The organism is Bradyrhizobium sp. 61 (genome assembly GCF_023073075.1).
In the GTDB taxonomy this organism is placed as follows: domain Bacteria; phylum Pseudomonadota; class Alphaproteobacteria; order Rhizobiales; family Xanthobacteraceae; genus Bradyrhizobium; species Bradyrhizobium barranii.
The window spans coordinates 1-15,420 of the sequence record NZ_JADPIU010000088.1; the positions used below are offsets into that span (position 1 = coordinate 1).

Annotated in this window: 17 protein-coding genes; 7 read left to right on the top strand and 10 right to left on the bottom strand. The window is 63.5% G+C overall.

Translation table 11 applies throughout. From position 1 onward, the window contains the following. Positions 1-196 precede the first annotated feature (196 nt). The 4 genes from IVB46_RS36540 to rocF form a co-directional block, all read right to left on the bottom strand. On the bottom strand, positions 197-481 hold the full coding sequence (locus tag IVB46_RS36540; RefSeq protein WP_166343085.1) for a hypothetical protein: 285 nt from the start codon (positions 479-481) through the stop codon (positions 197-199). 113 nt (positions 482-594) lie between these two features. After that, the gene (locus IVB46_RS36545) at positions 595-1,137 is read right to left on the bottom strand and encodes a cytochrome c (protein WP_247303333.1); all 543 of its coding nucleotides are present in this window, start codon (positions 1,135-1,137) and stop codon (positions 595-597) included. Then, on the bottom strand, positions 1,124-2,395 hold the full coding sequence (soxC, locus tag IVB46_RS36550; protein ID WP_247303335.1) for a sulfite dehydrogenase: 1,272 nt from the start codon (positions 2,393-2,395) through the stop codon (positions 1,124-1,126). Before soxC ends, IVB46_RS36545 begins: the two co-directional genes overlap by 14 nt. A gap of 158 nt (positions 2,396-2,553) precedes the next feature. Further along, positions 2,554-3,531 (bottom strand): arginase, encoded by a 978-nt coding sequence (gene rocF / locus IVB46_RS36555; protein WP_247303337.1) that lies wholly within the window; start codon positions 3,529-3,531, stop codon positions 2,554-2,556. Between the two features lie 266 nt (positions 3,532-3,797). On the opposite strand from rocF, the gene IVB46_RS36560 reads away from it, so the two are divergent. Continuing rightward, the gene (locus tag IVB46_RS36560; RefSeq protein WP_071911781.1) at positions 3,798-4,058 is read left to right on the top strand and encodes a hypothetical protein; all 261 of its coding nucleotides are present in this window, start codon (positions 3,798-3,800) and stop codon (positions 4,056-4,058) included. A gap of 19 nt (positions 4,059-4,077) precedes the next feature. On the opposite strand, the gene IVB46_RS36565 is transcribed toward IVB46_RS36560, so the two are convergent. Further along, positions 4,078-6,822: an EAL domain-containing protein gene (locus tag IVB46_RS36565; RefSeq protein ID WP_247344750.1), complete on the bottom strand. Its 2,745-nt coding sequence runs from the start codon at positions 6,820-6,822 to the stop codon at positions 4,078-4,080. A 61-nt stretch (positions 6,823-6,883) separates the two neighbouring features. Beyond that, positions 6,884-8,131, bottom strand: a complete 1,248-nt coding sequence (locus IVB46_RS36570) for a FecR family protein (RefSeq protein WP_247344753.1) — start codon at positions 8,129-8,131, stop codon at positions 6,884-6,886. A gap of 131 nt (positions 8,132-8,262) precedes the next feature. Between IVB46_RS36570 and IVB46_RS36575 the strand changes: the two genes are divergently transcribed. The 3 genes from IVB46_RS36575 to IVB46_RS36585 all read left to right on the top strand — a co-directional run bounded on the left by IVB46_RS36575 (position 8,263) and on the right by IVB46_RS36585 (position 11,293). Continuing rightward, complete coding sequence (locus IVB46_RS36575; protein WP_247303343.1) at positions 8,263-10,059, top strand: POTRA domain-containing protein; 1,797 nt, start codon at positions 8,263-8,265, stop codon at positions 10,057-10,059. 148 nt (positions 10,060-10,207) lie between these two features. Continuing rightward, positions 10,208-11,038 carry an alpha/beta hydrolase gene (locus IVB46_RS36580; RefSeq protein ID WP_063982042.1) on the top strand — a complete coding sequence of 277 codons (831 nt, stop codon included), beginning with the start codon at positions 10,208-10,210 and terminating at the stop codon, positions 11,036-11,038. A gap of 78 nt (positions 11,039-11,116) precedes the next feature. Further along, positions 11,117-11,293, top strand: coding sequence for a hypothetical protein (locus tag IVB46_RS36585; RefSeq protein ID WP_247303345.1), 177 nt, complete (start codon positions 11,117-11,119; stop codon positions 11,291-11,293). 50 nt (positions 11,294-11,343) lie between these two features. On the opposite strand, the gene IVB46_RS36590 is transcribed toward IVB46_RS36585, so the two are convergent. Together IVB46_RS36590 and IVB46_RS36595 are read right to left on the bottom strand one after the other, a co-directional pair. Next, complete coding sequence (locus IVB46_RS36590; protein WP_014493705.1) at positions 11,344-11,685, bottom strand: phasin; 342 nt, start codon at positions 11,683-11,685, stop codon at positions 11,344-11,346. A gap of 145 nt (positions 11,686-11,830) precedes the next feature. Continuing rightward, positions 11,831-12,016 carry a hypothetical protein gene (locus IVB46_RS36595; RefSeq protein WP_063982041.1) on the bottom strand — a complete coding sequence of 62 codons (186 nt, stop codon included), beginning with the start codon at positions 12,014-12,016 and terminating at the stop codon, positions 11,831-11,833. Positions 12,017-12,694: 678 nt separating this feature from the next. Between IVB46_RS36595 and IVB46_RS36600 the strand changes: the two genes are divergently transcribed. Continuing rightward, the gene (locus IVB46_RS36600; protein WP_247303347.1) at positions 12,695-13,051 is read left to right on the top strand and encodes a hypothetical protein; all 357 of its coding nucleotides are present in this window, start codon (positions 12,695-12,697) and stop codon (positions 13,049-13,051) included. Between the two features lie 50 nt (positions 13,052-13,101). On the opposite strand, the gene IVB46_RS36605 is transcribed toward IVB46_RS36600, so the two are convergent. After that, positions 13,102-13,674, bottom strand: coding sequence for a hypothetical protein (locus IVB46_RS36605; protein ID WP_247303349.1), 573 nt, complete (start codon positions 13,672-13,674; stop codon positions 13,102-13,104). 39 nt (positions 13,675-13,713) lie between these two features. Next, the gene (locus tag IVB46_RS36610) at positions 13,714-14,244 is read right to left on the bottom strand and encodes a GcrA family cell cycle regulator (protein ID WP_247344756.1); all 531 of its coding nucleotides are present in this window, start codon (positions 14,242-14,244) and stop codon (positions 13,714-13,716) included. Between the two features lie 166 nt (positions 14,245-14,410). On the opposite strand from IVB46_RS36610, the gene IVB46_RS36615 reads away from it, so the two are divergent. Together IVB46_RS36615 and IVB46_RS36620 are read left to right on the top strand one after the other, a co-directional pair. After that, on the top strand, positions 14,411-15,019 hold the full coding sequence (locus tag IVB46_RS36615) for a S24 family peptidase (protein WP_028152904.1): 609 nt from the start codon (positions 14,411-14,413) through the stop codon (positions 15,017-15,019). 99 nt (positions 15,020-15,118) lie between these two features. Next, positions 15,119-15,394, top strand: coding sequence for a hypothetical protein (locus tag IVB46_RS36620; protein ID WP_247303352.1), 276 nt, complete (start codon positions 15,119-15,121; stop codon positions 15,392-15,394). The last annotated feature ends 26 nt before the right edge of the window (positions 15,395-15,420 follow it).

Sequence of the window (15,420 nt, forward strand, 5' to 3'; positions counted from 1 at the left end):
GCTTGGGGCAACTCAAGTCGTGACCCCGTTGCATCATCTATCGGGGGACAGCCACCATCATCCCCCCTTGCTCGGAGCCGGGCCCATTACGGCATCTAGACCGGCGACAGCTACGCCGACATCTGCGACGCCAAGATCTGAGACGCGATGACGATGATGAAGGCCGCGAGCACGGCCGACACGCTGACGAAGCGTATTACGGCGTCACGGGATTGACGGTCGGAGATGTCTTCGGCCCCGGCCGCTCCGGCTCGACCGGCGACTTCGGTGCGGTGGGAAGCACCTTGGCACCGGCGGCATGTGCGGCCTCGCCCGTCGTCGCATACATCGCAACATGAGCCGGCTGAGTCTTGGCGCGGTTCCACGGCCCGTGATCGACGATCACCATCGCAGCAATCGTCAAGCCGGCCACGATCAGCGCGATCACGCCGGGATGGCGAAGCGCCGAGGACATGGAGTTTGCGAAGCGATGTGTTGCCATCGAAAGACCCGTGCTGTTTCCTCTCGCGGGTTAACTCAAACGCATCCTGCGAGTTCCGCCCATCGCTTAAGCAAGTTCCGAGCCACTGCGCGGAACTGATCGTCCCGATACGATCACTTTTTCACGTCCGGGCGCGCGTCGCCGACGAAGCTGCCGCGGTTCGGCATTTTGACCGCCGAAAGCGATTTGGCATCGAGTGTCGCATCGGCTCCCACCAGCCCGTTCAGGTTCAGGATATAGGCGGACACCGCATAGACGTCCTCGTCACTCAGCGACTGCGGCGCGTTCTGCGGCATGGCGCGGCGGATATAATCGAACAGCGTCGGCGCATAAGGCCAATAGCTGCCGACGGTGCGGATCGGCTTGGCCGTCCCGATCGTGCCCTGCCCACCGACGAGCCGGTCACCCAAGCCACCCTCGCCTTTATCGCCATGGCAGGAAGCACATTGCTGGGCGAACACCTCGCGCCCATGGCTGACCGAACCGCCTCCCTTCGGCAGATTACTGCCGTCACGTCCGACATCGATATTCCAGCCCGCGATCTCCGCAGTCGTCGCAGGGCGACCGATGCCATAAGGGCTTTGCGCCTGCGCTTCGCTCGCGAAGGCACCCAGCGCGATTGCGACGACAACGCCGCAGGTCTCACGCCAGCGCATTGGTCACCTCGCCGTCGGCCGCGATGCGCCAGGGCCAGATCGCGTTGTTGTGGTAGAAATAGTTCTCCCCGCGCACGGCGAGCAGCTCCGCCAGCGTCGGCTGCACATAGCCGGTCTCGTCGACGGCACGGCTCTGGATCACGGCTGGCTTGCCGTCCCATTGCCAAGGCAGGCGGAAGCGCGTGAGGGCGCGCGTCAACACCGGCTCCTGCAGTCGCGCGTCCTGCCAGCTCTTGCCGTCATCGACCGAAACCTCGACGCGCTTGATCTTGCCATGTCCGCTCCAGGCGATGCCGGTGATCTCGTGGAAGCCGGGCGCGCTCAGGCGATGACCGCCCGAGGGGCGCGTAATGATCGACTTCGCTTCCATGTAGAAGGAAAACTCGCGCGCCGTGCCGTCGGGCAAGAGATCGGTGTATTTCGAGGTCTCTTCGCGCGAATAAGTGGGCTCCGCGGTCACGTGCAGGCGGCGCAGCCACTTCACGCTCATATTGCCTTCGAAGCCGGGCAGGAACAGCCGCAAGGGATAGCCCTGCTGCGGACGCAACCGCTCGCCGTTCTGGCTGTAGACCAGAAGGGCGTCCTCGAGGCACTTCTCGATCGGAATGCTGCGCGTCAGCGCGGCGGCGTCAGCGCCTTCGGCGACGACCCATTTGGCGTCCGGTTTCAATCCGGCCTCCTGGAGCACCAGCTTCAGGCTCACGCCGGTCCATTCGGCGCAACTCACCAGACCCACGAGGTCCGATGCCGTCTTGCCATAGGGCTTGGTGTAACCGGGATTACCGGAGCATTCGAGGAAGTGGATGCGCGACTCCGACGGGAAGCGCCTGAGATCGTCCATCGTGAAGATCAGGGGCCGTTCGACGAGGCCGTGCAGCATCAACCGATGCTGCGCCGGATCGATGGTCGGAACACCGCCATGATGCCGCTCGTAGAACAGTCCATTCGGCGTGATGATGCCGTCGAGCTCCTGCAATGGCGTGCGGCTGGAGGCCGATATGTACTGCTTGAGAGTCTTCGAGATGTTCTTGACGACGCCCTTCTCGAACGGTGACGGCGCGCCATAGGGCTGGGCTCCCATCGGCTCGCCCGGCGCCTTCATCCATTCGGGAATGTTGGGCGGAAGGTTGTCCGTCTCCGCCGCGGCCGACGCACCAGCGCCCAGAACGGCGCCACCCGCCACCGCGGTGCCGACCTGCAGGAAGCGACGGCGTGTTGTTCTCGCGGATTTTCCGGCGGCGTCGATCGTGCTGCTCATTGCGGATCCTCCCGAAGCGCGACCCGCATCAAACCCTCCGCGAAGGGCGTTTGCAATCCGCACATATTTCAAAAACAGGCGATTTCGACCAGGACTGATCTAGATCAGCCAGCCGCAACAGTCATTCCGTTCTTCGCGATGCAAAACAGCTCTCGGCGTCACTCGCCCGGTGCGATCGCGTTACTCGGCGTCGGGCGGTCGGTGATCTGCTGTCCGAACAGGCTGCCGATCAGCTCGACCGCCGTGCGCGCGGTGCGACCGCGCTCGTCCAGGAACGGGTTGAGCTCGACGATGTCGACTGATCCGACCACGCCTGAGTCATGAAGCAGCTCCATGATCAGATGCGCCTCGCGATAGGTCGCTCCGCCCGGCACCGTGGTGCCGACTCCCGGCGCCACACACGGATCGAGGAAATCGACATCGAAGCTGACATGGAGCACGCCATCGCACGCCTTGACGCGCTCGATGACGCGCCGGATCAGCACGGCGACGCCGAACTCGTCAATCTGGCGCATGTCGACAACCCTGATCCGGCGTGTGCGCATCAATTCCCTTTCGAGCTTGTCGATCGAACGCGCGCCGAACAGGTCCAGCCTGTCGGGATCAATCGAGGCGCGCGGATCATCGCCGAGCAATCCATCGAGGCCGGGCTCGCCACACAAGAACGCCGCCGACATGCCGTGCATGTTGGCGGTGATCGTCGTCTCGGGCGTGTTGTAGTCGGCATGGGCGTCGAGCCAGAGCACGAACAGCTCGCGTCCGCGCTCCTGCCAGTGGCGCGCCATGGCATTCACCGAGCCCATCGACAATGTGTGATCGCCGCCGAGGAAGATCGGCAACGCCCCGGTCTGCGCGATCTCATGGCCTCTGCGGCTCAGCAGACGCGTCCAGCGCTGGATTTCGCGATAGTGATTGGCTTTTTCGGGCGGCCTGTCAGCGAGGTCCCTGACCTCCGCCACCGAGAGATCGCCGTAATCGATGACTTCGAAATCAAGGCCTTCGAGCAGTGGCGCAAGGCCGGCGGTGCGCAGCGCTGCGGGGCCCATCAATGTGCCGCGCTGCGAAGCTCCCATGTCGATGGGCGCGCCGAGCAAGGCGATGCGCCGGCCTTGATCCGTCATGATCCGATCGGTCACGGCAATCTCCTGAGATCAGCAAGCCTCCGCCAGCCTAACAGAGATTCGCATCCGTCGTTTCCCGGGATTACGGGACGAAAGGGCTCGCGCGCCCGGAACAAATTCCCGGACGCCGCATTTTGTTTACAGGGCCGGCATCCGCCGTTCAAAACGGCGCCTGTCGCGGATAGCCAAAGGTCTCTCGACCCGCTGTTCAAAACGAGCGCACGCGCGGATAGCCAAAGGTGCCGGCCTCCATCTCTTCGCCAATTCCGGAGGTCGCGATCTTGAGCACGGACATACCGCAGCCCAATCCCCCGCCCGGCATGGCCGAGCGTGCCATCGACGCAGCGACCGACGTGTCCCGCACCATTGGCGAGGTGGCAGGCGGCCTGCACGCCGCGGTCGATCGCCTCACGGCCGCAATCGACGAAGCACGAAAACCCGGCCGGCCGCTCGCGACCGTCGCGGCAATCACGCGCGAAGCGCCCTTGGCCAGTCTGTTCGTCGCCTTCCTCTTTGGCGTGGCAGTTGCACGCCGGCGGTAGCGATCGGAGTTGAAGCGGTTCAAGCCGCGCTGACGGCTTCGAGTTCAGCCGGCAGGAATTGCCTCTCGAACGCCTCGGCAGGCATCGGCCGGCCGAAGAAATATCCCTGCCCTTCCTCGCATCCCATGCTGACCAGGAAGTCGGCCGTGGCACGGTTCTCGATGCCTTCCGCCACGACAGTGAGCCCGAGCTGCTTGCTGAGACCGATGGTCGAGCCGACGATCGCGGCGTCGTCGGAATCGGCGAGCAGGTCAAGCACGAACGACCGGTCGATCTTGAGCCCGTCGAGCGGAAACTTCTTCAGATAGCTCAGGCTCGCATAGCCCGTGCCGAAATCGTCGAACAGAACGCGGACGCCGAGCTGCTGGATCCGCTCGAACATGTCGAGCACGCGGCTTTCGTCATGCAGCACGATATCCTCGGTGACTTCGAGCTCGAGCAGCGACGGCGTGAGCCCCGTCTCCGCGAGCAGCGCCGCAACGGAATGCGCGAGGTCGCCGGACTCGAGCTGCGACGGCGAGAGGTTGATCGCGACGCGCACGCTGTTTCCGGACAATTCCCAGGCTCGCGCCTGCCGGCAGGCGGTCTCCATCACCCAGTTCGCGATCCGCTCGGACAAGGACGAGGTGTTGACCACCGGCATGAATTCCCCGGGCGAGACATAGCCGCGCACGGGATGCCGCCAACGGATGAGCGCTTCGGCCCCGAGCAGGCTGCCGTCGACCAGTCGAACCTGTGGCTGATAGAACAGTTCGAACTCGCCGCGATCCGCGGCAAGCGCCAGCTCGCTCTCCAGCGTCAGCCGGTTCTCCAGCTCCTGCCTGATCGCATTCTCGAAGATCACGTGGCTGCCGCGCCGCGTCATCTTTGCCTTGCTCAGCGCCAGATGACCATTGCCGAGAAGGTCGTCGGCGTTGTGCCCGCCTTCCGGATAGACGGCGACGCCGATGCTGATCCTGACGCGATGTTGGCGCGCGCCCGTTGCGAGCGGCACTTCGAACGCGCGCGCGATCCGCTCGGCAAACTCAACAATCGGCTCGCCAGCCTCCGTACAATCAAGCGCGATGGCGAACTCGTCGCCGCTGAGCCGGGCGATGACCGCCTTGCCATCGACTTTGGTCCGGAGGCGCTCCGCGACGGCCCGCAGCACGAGGTCGCCGGCCGAATGTCCAAGCATGTCGTTGATCTGCTGGAAGCCGTCGAGGCCGAGCACAAGCAGCGCGACGTCGGACGATCGCGGCTCCGCCGCGGCGATCAGATTGGCGAGGCTCGCATGCAGCATGTTGCGGTTGGCAAGACCGGTCAACGCGTCATGTTCGGCAAGATACCTGACGCGTTCGGCTTCGCGCTTGCGGACCGAGATGTCGCGCAGGATCGCTCCGTACTGGAAGCCGTCCGTGCCCTGCCAGCCCGAAAAGCTCGCTTCGACCGGGAACGTCTCGCCGGTCTTCCGCCGCCCCTGGAACTCGACGACGACGGCACCGCCGGGCACCAACAGCGCCTGGCGCGCAGCATCGCGCATGGCAAATGCCTTTGCGCCACCGCCGGCGGGCTCCGCACAGAGCGTTTCGAACGGACGCCCGATCATTTCGGTCGGCATGTAACCGAAGATCGCACTGGCGCCCGGATTCCACACCGTGATCCGGTGATCCTCGTCGGTGCAGATCAGACCGTCGCCGAGCGACATCGCGATACGATGAAAGCGGCTCTCGGCAATACGTCCCAGGAGACTACGGAAATCGATCTCGTCGAGTGCAATCGCCGTCAGATAGGCAATGATCGCAATGTGAAACAGCGACGTGTCGATGATGAGCGGCCAGCTTGCCTGCACGAGCGCAGCGGCAAGTTCCACGCCCGCTCCTGCGGCGACGAGGATGGTGACACGGACGCCCGGTGCGGAACGGCGCCACGAATACATCATCGCCAGGCAGATCAGGCCCAAGCCAATGATCATGCCGGCATCGGACGTCCAGCGCAGCATCCGGTTCTGGAGGATCGATTCTGCCGCCAGGGCCTGGAGGACGGGCCCAGAGACGATCTTGCCGTTGGGAACGCTGAACCGGTCGCCCAGTTCGAGCGCGGTAGCACCGACGATGATCTTCTTGTCTCTCAGCTTGTCCAAGGTCGCGGTATCGCCGCGCAGCACGTCATAATAGGAGACACTTGGGATGGAGGCCGCACGAATGCCGAAATCGATAAGGAAGGGTGGCCGCCGATTGGCGTCCTGCCCGGCCAGCACGACGGCCATCGACGGCATCACGGCATCGCCAAGCTTCTCTCCGACCGGATAGCGGCGCACGAGCCCGTCGGATTCGATCGCAACATTGACGACGGCCGGCCACGACTGGTTGCTGAACGGCTTCAGTGGACGATTGATGTGAACCGCGCCACCATTCGGCGTCGGCTGCTTGAAGGAGGGCAGGATCGTCGAACCGCCGACCTCCCGAAGCGCGATGACGAGGGCTTCGTCAGAGGCCGGATCCGATGGTGTGCTGAAATCGACGTCGAAGGCGACGTCCTGTGCCCCCGCCGCCTCGAGCCTGTGCAACAGCTCCGCGTGGAGCCGGCGCGGCCAGGGCCATATTCCGATCTGGTCGATCGAGGGTGCGTCGATGGCCACCACGACGACATTGCCGCTGGCCGTACGCGATTGCCAGGCGAAGCGCAGATCGGTGAGCGCGTTGCGAAGCGCGCCGTGCCACCCCGTGGACAGCACGACCGCAAGCGCGATCATGACAAGAATATGCGGCCGATGGCGTTTCACTTTGCTCCCCTGCACCGGCGGTCCCTGCCGCCAGGCGCTCCCCTATACCGACGACACGGTCCTAGCGATGGCCTCTGCCCCAATACCAACCGTAGTGGTGGCCGTGATTGCCGTTACCGTTGTTGCCGTTATTCCCGTTTCCGCTGTTCCCGTTGCCGTTGTTGCCATTGTTGCCGGTGCCACCGCTTCCGTTGCTGGTCGTACCAGTCCCGTTGCTTCCGCTCCCAGAGCTTCCGCCGGACACATCGCTGGTCGAACCAGCGGTGGTCGCAACGGTCGTCGTCGTATTTGACGACGTCGACGTGGCACTGGCCGTGGGTGCACTACTGCTCACCGTAACCGCCGTGACGTTGGAGCTGTTGGCGGCCGTGGTCGTCGTGCTCGCCTTCGCATCGCTCCACACCGTCTCGGTCCCGGTGCTGGCGTTCGCGTTGCGCACGTGCCCCGTTGTAACGGCGCCGTGGGCGAGCCCGTTCGTGACCTTGTGGACATTCAGCTTGACCTCGCCGAGCGAACTGGAGATGCGCACGACGCCGCCTTTGGGCGCCTGACCGCCGGCCGCTTGATGCGATTGCACCAGCGCGCCGGCCGCCTTGGTCCCCTTGTCGATCGGACCGAGCGCATGGATCGCATGGCCACTCGCCGCATTGCGCGGTGCCGACAGGCCCGATTTCGGCACCGGGACTCGCTCGATCGTCGAGGCGCGCGGCTTGCCGTGCTCGATCGGATTGAAGGTGCCGGCACCACTCAGGCTGAGGCCGGGCTTGCCGTGCTCAAAGGAGGTGGCGGCCTGTCCCGGCATGACCTGTGCGATCTGTCCGGACTTGAAGTCGGAGACTTCAACCTGGCCGCGGAGCACGCCGACCTTGGTGCTGCCAGCATTCACGGTGACGCTGAATTGCGTTCCCTTGACCACGGCGGCGAGATACGGCGTCTCGACCTCGAAATGCTTGACGTTGCGCTTCTCGACCTCGAGCAGGATCGAACCCGCCTGCTGGATGATGGTGGTCGAGAGCCCTTCCTTCTTCTCGGCCGGCAAACCGACCACCGAGTTCGGGGAGATCAAAATCGATTCCTCGCCGCGGACGAGCAGCACGCGTCCGTTGCGTCCGGTGCGAATGGTATCACCGGCCCTCAGCGTCCCTTCCTGGGTCAATGACACAGGCTGCGCGCCGTTGGCGGCAAGCCAGACCTCACCCGAGGACTTGCTGACTGACCAGACGCCATCGTCCGCGGCAGATGCGAACGAGGCCGTACCCAGGATCAGCGCGGCCACGAAGGCGCACCGCATTCCAACTCTGCCCAGCATCACGATCCTCAGTCCCGCATTACAGCCAGTCCTGAGGCGTATCCGAAATCACTCAAGAGAGAATTAGCGGGAACCGGCAAGTCCAATGGCTGCATTAACCAATCATTGACCATAAAAAACTAAGAAAAATCATGCAGCTAACGAACTCTTACCGGCTCTTGTGCACTGCTCCGTTAAACTACGGTGAGCAGCTCGCTGCGCGCATTGAGAAGCGGCATCTCCTTATGGCACTGGCGCTGGCGGCACCGATTTTCACGGGAATTTCGCAGGCGTTCGCTCAACAGGCGAACCAGCCCGGCTTCGATCCGCGGCAGCCCGAGAAATACTTTGAAAACCAAACCGAGCAGGAATCGCTGAGCCGTCCTCCGGTCACGCTGCCGGCGGTCGGCCGGCCCAACACAGGCGGGGATACGAAACCACAATTCGTGTTGCGCGGGCTCGATGTCAGCGGCGCCCAAGCCATTCCCCGCGATCGCATCGCCGCAGCCTATCAGTCCTATCTCGGCAAGAAGGTCTCGCAAGCCGACCTCGCCGCGATCGCCGGCGCGATCAGCGATCTCTACCGCGCAGACGGCTTTCATCTGAGCCGGGCGATCGTGCCGCCGCAGGACATCGCCGACGGTCGCGTCCGGATCCAGGTGATTGAAGGCGCTATCGTGCAGGCCGAGCTGAAAGGCGACGGCGCCGAGCAGTTTGGCGTGAGGCCGATGCTGGGGCCGGTTCTCGCCGAGCAGCCGTCGCGCCTGGCAACGCTCGAACGTCAGCTCTTCCTCATCAATAGCGGGCCGGGCATCCGGATCACCGACACCGCGCTCGAGGAGATCGGCGGTGCCACCGGCCGCTTCCGCCTCATCGTCAATTTGAAGACCTGGCACGTCTTCTCGTCGTTCGGCCTGGATAATCTGGGCTCATCGTCGGTCGGCCCGTGGCAGACCTACGCGACCGGCGCTTTCAACTCCTACCTCACGCCCGGCGATACGCTGGCGGTCAACCTGTCGACCATTGCCAACGACCCGCGTGAGCTTGGCTTTGCGCGACTATCCTATGACGCGCCCGTCGGCGTCGATGGCGTGCGCCTCGGCGCTTCCGTCCTGTACAGCGCGGTCCGGCCGGGTGACGCCCGCCGCCTCGAGAGCGACATCACCACGACAGAGGCGTTCGAGCTGCGGGCAAGCACCGTGCCCTTCATGTCGCAATCATCGGCGTTGACGCTGACCTTGGCCGGCACCTTCAGCAACGTGTCCGAGCACGATCTTTACGGCCCCTGGTACAACGACCACATCAGGACCGCGAGCCTGACCGCCGATTACCGGCTCCAGGATCGCTTCGGCGGCACCAATTTCGCGACGCTGACCTACCGCCAGGGTCTCGACATCTTCGGTGCCTCGCATTTCGACGACGATCTGCTCTCGCGCGACGGCGCCGCGTCGAACTTCTCGGTGCTGAACCTCTGGTTCACGCGCTACCAGACCCTCAACGACGTCTGGTCGCTCAAGCTGTCGGCCGCCAGCCAGACGGCATCGCGGCCGCTGTTCATTTCGCAGCAATTCTATCTCGGCGGCGCGGCTTTCGGCCGGGGCTATGGTGCAGCCGAGATCAGCGGCGACAACGGTCTTGCCGGCTCGCTCGAGCTGCGCTTCGACCAGAAGCTCAATTTCCGCTACTGGACCGGCTATCAGCTCTACGCCTTTGGCGACGCCGGCGCAGTCTGGAACGACGGCTACCGCCTGAGCGACGGCCTGTCGCTGACATCGGCCGGAGCCGGCGTGCGGTTCTTTCTGCCGGATGATCTTCAAGCCGATCTCGGCGTAGCCGTCCCCTTGAGCTACCGGGCTCCAGACAACGAGCGCCGCAGCCCACGCTTCCTGTTCACCCTCTCGAGCGCATTCCGGCTCTGCCCCGAACGCGGCAGGGGCGGCCGCCTCTAGCTGCCGCGCTTTGAGCACACCCGGCATGCGGCCCTTTTGCGGCCTTGCTCACAGACTTGCCTAAATTTAATCCCGTAACTTGCTCACGATCGCTCGATCCGGGGGCTTGCAATGACCATTTTCAGTCGAAAGTGATTGGGACGGAACCATGAAGAGGGTGTTTGCAATCCTGGCCTTTCTCTGCGTGCTCGGCGTCGGCCAGTATTTCGTGGTCAGCCGGTTCGCGATCCGACATGAGATTTTGACCCTGTTCGATGCCTCGCGCCAACGGCCGATCTCGGTCGAGATCGCGGTGCGGCGCGACTACGAGACCAAGGCCAATCTCGGGCTCTGGAAGCTCCCGCTCGCCATCATCAGCAACGGCAACACCGTCAAGGCGACCGAGTATTCCTTCCTCGCCAACGTGCTCGCGGCGCGCGGTTATCTCGTTGCCAGCATCCAGCAGGACCTGCCGAGCGATCCGCCGTTGATGACCCATGTCGGTCAGCAATATGTCGGGCGGCGCGAGGTCTATATCCGCTGCGAGGCCAACATCCTTTTCGCCCTGGCCGAACTGAAGCGACGGCAGGAAAACACCGACTACGACCACATCACCCTCGTCGGCCATTCCAACGGTGGCGACGTCTCGATGTATGTCGCCCATCAGCACCCGGAGATCGTGTCGAAGGTGATCACGCTCGACAATCTGCGGGTGCCCTTCGTGCTCAGCGACAACCTGAAGATCTTGTCGTTCCGCTCCAAGGATCCGCATTTCCAGACCGACCCGGGCGTGCTGCCGACGCCTGAAGAGGCCAAAGCGCGCGGCATCGACATCGTCCATACCGGTGCTCAGCACACCGAGATGAGCGATCGCGGTCCCGATGCGGTCAAGGAGAAGATCCAGGCGACACTCGACCGCTTCCTGCGTGACAGTGCCAGCAGCTCGCTCGCGCCGGCTGACACCAGAAGCCCGATGATCATGAACCCCGGCGACTACTAGCCGGGCCCCCTTTGCGGCAGATCAAGGCAGCTCCAGACTGGCGACGATAGGAAGGGCCTCACCATCCCGGAGAGGCACGTGTCGCACTCCATCGAAAGCCTTGATACGAAACGTCTCGATACGGCAGGCCTTGGCCTGCCGGCTGCGAGGACACCGGTAATCGCGCGGCATCTCTATCGTGCGACCCGCAAGCTGCTGCGGTCGATCATCGCCCGCATCGATCTCTCGCAATTTCCGGGATCGTGCTGCGGCTGAGCGCGGCGTCACGCAAAATCAATTTGCGGTCACGCGGCGCACACCGGAACTCAGGACTTTCCCTTGCCGGGCTGCATGAAACTGCCGGTCATCTGGCGCATGTGGTCGCCGGCGCTGGTGAACTGGCTCCGCAGGAAGTCGGACTGGATTCGCATCGCTTCCTGAAGGTCGGTGGCATGCACGAGCTTGCGCGCGTGCTCGAACGCCGACTTCATGTTCTGCTCGGTGAACGCGAGCGCCTGCTTGGACACTTCGGTACCCGCTCCGGGAACCGACGTCATCGATTTGGTGGCAGCTTCGAAAAACATGCCGAATGCCTGTTCCGCCTGATCGATCGTCTTTTCGGCCAGGTCGCGCAGTTCGGCCGGGACTTCGAGCTTCGGTTCGATCATGGTCATACTCCTCCCCTTTTTCCCAACTGAATACCACACTTGCCGGATCGCATTCCAGCGGCAGCCTGGCGGACAAACGTCGCCCGGCGGTCCGGCTCCGGCCGGAAAACGGGGGACGAGGCGTACGGCCGGCGCGCGGCTGGGGTCAGGACAGGGGGTGCTCGGGAAGGGTTTCTTCAGTGCCGAGGTCTTCGACCAGCTTGATGACCTCGAAACGCTGTCGAGGCCCGAGCTTCAGGAACGCGCGAAGCAGGCGCAGACTTTCAACGGTGCTGCTTGCAGGCGCGCCGAGCTTGAGGTGCAGTTCAGCCGCGAAATTGAGGTTTTTCATCTCGCACCTATGACAAGCATCGGCCCTCGTGATCAGACGTCGAGGTCTCGCTCGAGAACCGAACACCATGACCGGACGCCATGGTGACCCTGATATCTCGGCCGGGCACCCGGTGGGTTAACACACTGAACCATATACTGGCTCAACAGAACAGGTTGCAATTATGTCAAGAAACAACCCTTCCGGCAAGCCCAACCGTCGCCCTAGCGATGCTTCGTCCGCATCGCACCACGGCAATTCCGGATAACAGGAATATGAACCGTCGTCACCCACCTGCGTCAAGAAGCGGCATCACTCACGCACACGACCTCGATCGCTGTCAATCGGTGCGACGTTTCGCCGTGTTTCCGGTGTGAACGGGGTCAGATTAAAGTTTCTTCAGCGTATACACGTAATTGTTGAGTCCGACCTCGGCGGTTGTATCGTCGGCGAAATGAACGTCGAGCCTCGCAGCCAGCCTGCAGCGTCTTGATCCGTCCGCCAGTGAAGCCCCCTTGAGCTGCTCGGCTTGGACGCGGTTCCCCCTTACCGGGTTCATCGGTCCGAAGATATCTCCGCCAATGAACCGTCGTTCAAGGTGGAACGACCAAGCGGTTGCGAAGCGGCCACGCAGACCACGGGCGCCATGGCTGACGGACTTCTCGATTCGGGCGCGCCTCAGCACCAAAGGACGACAGCATGCTTTCCCGCTGCGATCTCATCAAGGGCGGCGCGATCGCGCTTCTCACTTTCTCGATACAAGGCGCATGGGCGCAGGAGACCAGGATGAATCTGTTCAAGATCATCACCATCAAGGACGAAATCGTCGTCGGATTGTCGGCGGAGGAGCTCCAGGCGCTCGGCGGCAATGATGCGAGCGCGGTTGCGCACGCGCTGGCGCAGAAGGGCGATCTCACGGTCTGGCAGTACAACGTGCATCGCGGCCCGACCGGTGAATTGCAACAGGCGCCGACCGCGAAGATCGGGCTCTTGGCCAACGCGTCTCTCCGTGTCGAGCCCTACACGACGCCTTACCAGATCGTGCCGCATCCGTAACAAGCGGCCCGGGCGCGCCTGCGGCGAGACCCGCAGGCGCACCACTACTCTCAACGCTGCTTCGCGCGCCGAGCCCGGCCTTCCGTCGCAAAGCCGTAGATCAGCGCCAGCCGGTCCAGGCATTCGCGAAAGCGCCGCGCGAAATAGTCGTTCCAGCGCTGGGTACGAACAGCGCGCCGCTCCCCGATCTGATCCATGGTCAGCCCCAGCACCAGGACGTCGTGCACCAGCGCGGCGCCGTCGGTACCGAGTTCGCGCTCGACCCGGTTCAGGCGCAGCACGGCCTGGCGCTGGTCCTCGGTGACGGGCTCGCGCGAGCGCGTGCCATCGACGTATTCGCGCGTCGGGTCCACCGCCTGGGGCCCGCGCTCCGCCCTCTCCCAGTCGTTCTGGAAGGCGCGCCCGCCGCAATATTGCGCCTCGTCGATCTGGTGATGCGCGTGCAACCGGCCGAGCGGATCGCCGCGGATCGAGCGGACGGCGACGATCTTCTCGCCGGCATCGAGCGCCAGCGGATTGTCGACCTCGACCTCCGCCACCTCGGCATTGAACGGCACCTCGCGCGAGCGCCGATCGTAGATTCCAGTCAATCTGTAGGACTTGTTGCGTCGTGCACCTGCCACTCGGATACTCCTCGCAAAATTGAACGGATAGCGGTCTCGTCAGGCGGCAGAGATCAGCCTCAAGACGACGGGACCGGCGGCGCGAGCGGACGCGGCCTCAGACCTTCGCGTCAGGCGAGCATGCGGCGTGCAATAGCTCGAGCCCGGCTGGCGCGGATGGCCGCAGAAGGCGATCCCCTCCCCGTCCTTGTCGCCACCATAGGGATAGCGGCAGTCGTCGCGCCCGAGTTCGCCCAGCGCGACCAGGCGGGGCTGGACGCCGACACAGCGCAACTTGACCCGCGCGGGCTTCATTGCGGATTTCGGTGGCAAGTTCAGGTTCGGCACCGCCGCACGGAGCGGCCCGATGAGACAGGCTCCTGACGGCAAGGACGGCACGATCGATGGACTCGTCATCCGCGACGGTGCCGCGAGTCCCAGCCGCTTGGCGCGGCCGGCCACCGCGTTGCGTGTGTAAGCCGTTCCAAACCTTCCGTTTATCTGTCTTCCGATCTCCGCATAAGACATTCCCTTGAGAAAATAGTCGCGAAGCGCGTCGGAGTGCTCCGACGGCCAATGACCCGGTTCCATGCTGCTGTCCTGTGATGCGCCTCCTCCGATCGCTCGATCGCGAGGCGGAGCGTACATTCCGTTATTCCGAAGCAACTGTCAAGCGACAATTCTGATATTCATAATTGCATCAATTCCGAATTTCGGATTACAAGAGGCGGGACGATGGGCAATCGAGGGAATCACCATGTTGGACGTTGCAATGATCGAGCGGGGCCTGGAGAAGACGGGCAAGAGCAAGGGCGGCCTGGCGGCGGCCATGGGCGTGCGGCCCGGCGCGGTGTCGGAGATCCTGGGCGGCGAGCGCCTGGTGAAGGCGTCCGAAATCATTCCGATCATGGAATATCTTGAGCTCAATCTCGCGCCGATCATGGGCCGCGTCGGGGCCGGCGCGGTGATCGAGCCCGATTATGAACAGGTTCCCCCGGAAGGCCTCGGCGATATCGCGCTGCCGTTCCCGATCATGGAAGAGACCGTCGCCTTCGAGATCGTTGGCGATTCGATGCTGCCCAAATACGAGAGCGGCGACGTGATCGTCGTCTACAAGGACCAGCGTCATCCGCTGTCGAGCTTCTACGGTGAAGAGGCCGTGGTCCGGCTCAAGACCGGTGAACGCTATTTGAAAACCATCGAACGCGGAAAAACTCCCTCCGTCGTCAATCTCAACAGCTTCAACGCCAAGCCGATCGTCGGCGTCAAGCTCGAGTGGGTCGGCGAGATCTGCCTGTCCATGCCCAAGGGCCAGCTCGAGCGGCTGCGCGCCAAATCGGCACGCCCTCGCAAGAAGAGCAAGTAGGCATCGATTTCCGATTTCTAGAAATCACCCTTGACTTAATTCTGTTTTTCGGAAATACTCTGCCGCACTCCCGGCTACGGGGCGCGGCAGGATCGTTTCATGCAGTATTTCGTCGTGATGATCGACTATGGGCGGCGCGGACGCGAGGCGGTCGTCGATCCCGAAATCACAAGGCGCGAGGTCATCTCCCGCGTCGCCTCGGGTGAATATCGAAACATCTCGTTCATCCACGAAATCGCGGAGAATGCGGTCGAGGACGTGACCGAGGCGATCCTGACCGAGGCCGCCCTCCCCCAGGTTCCGCCTGAAGAAGTCGACCTCCAAGCGATCCGTCTCGATCACGACCGCGACCTGCGTAAGCACGAGAAGACCTGACGCAGGCCCAAGCGGCCTGCGTCACG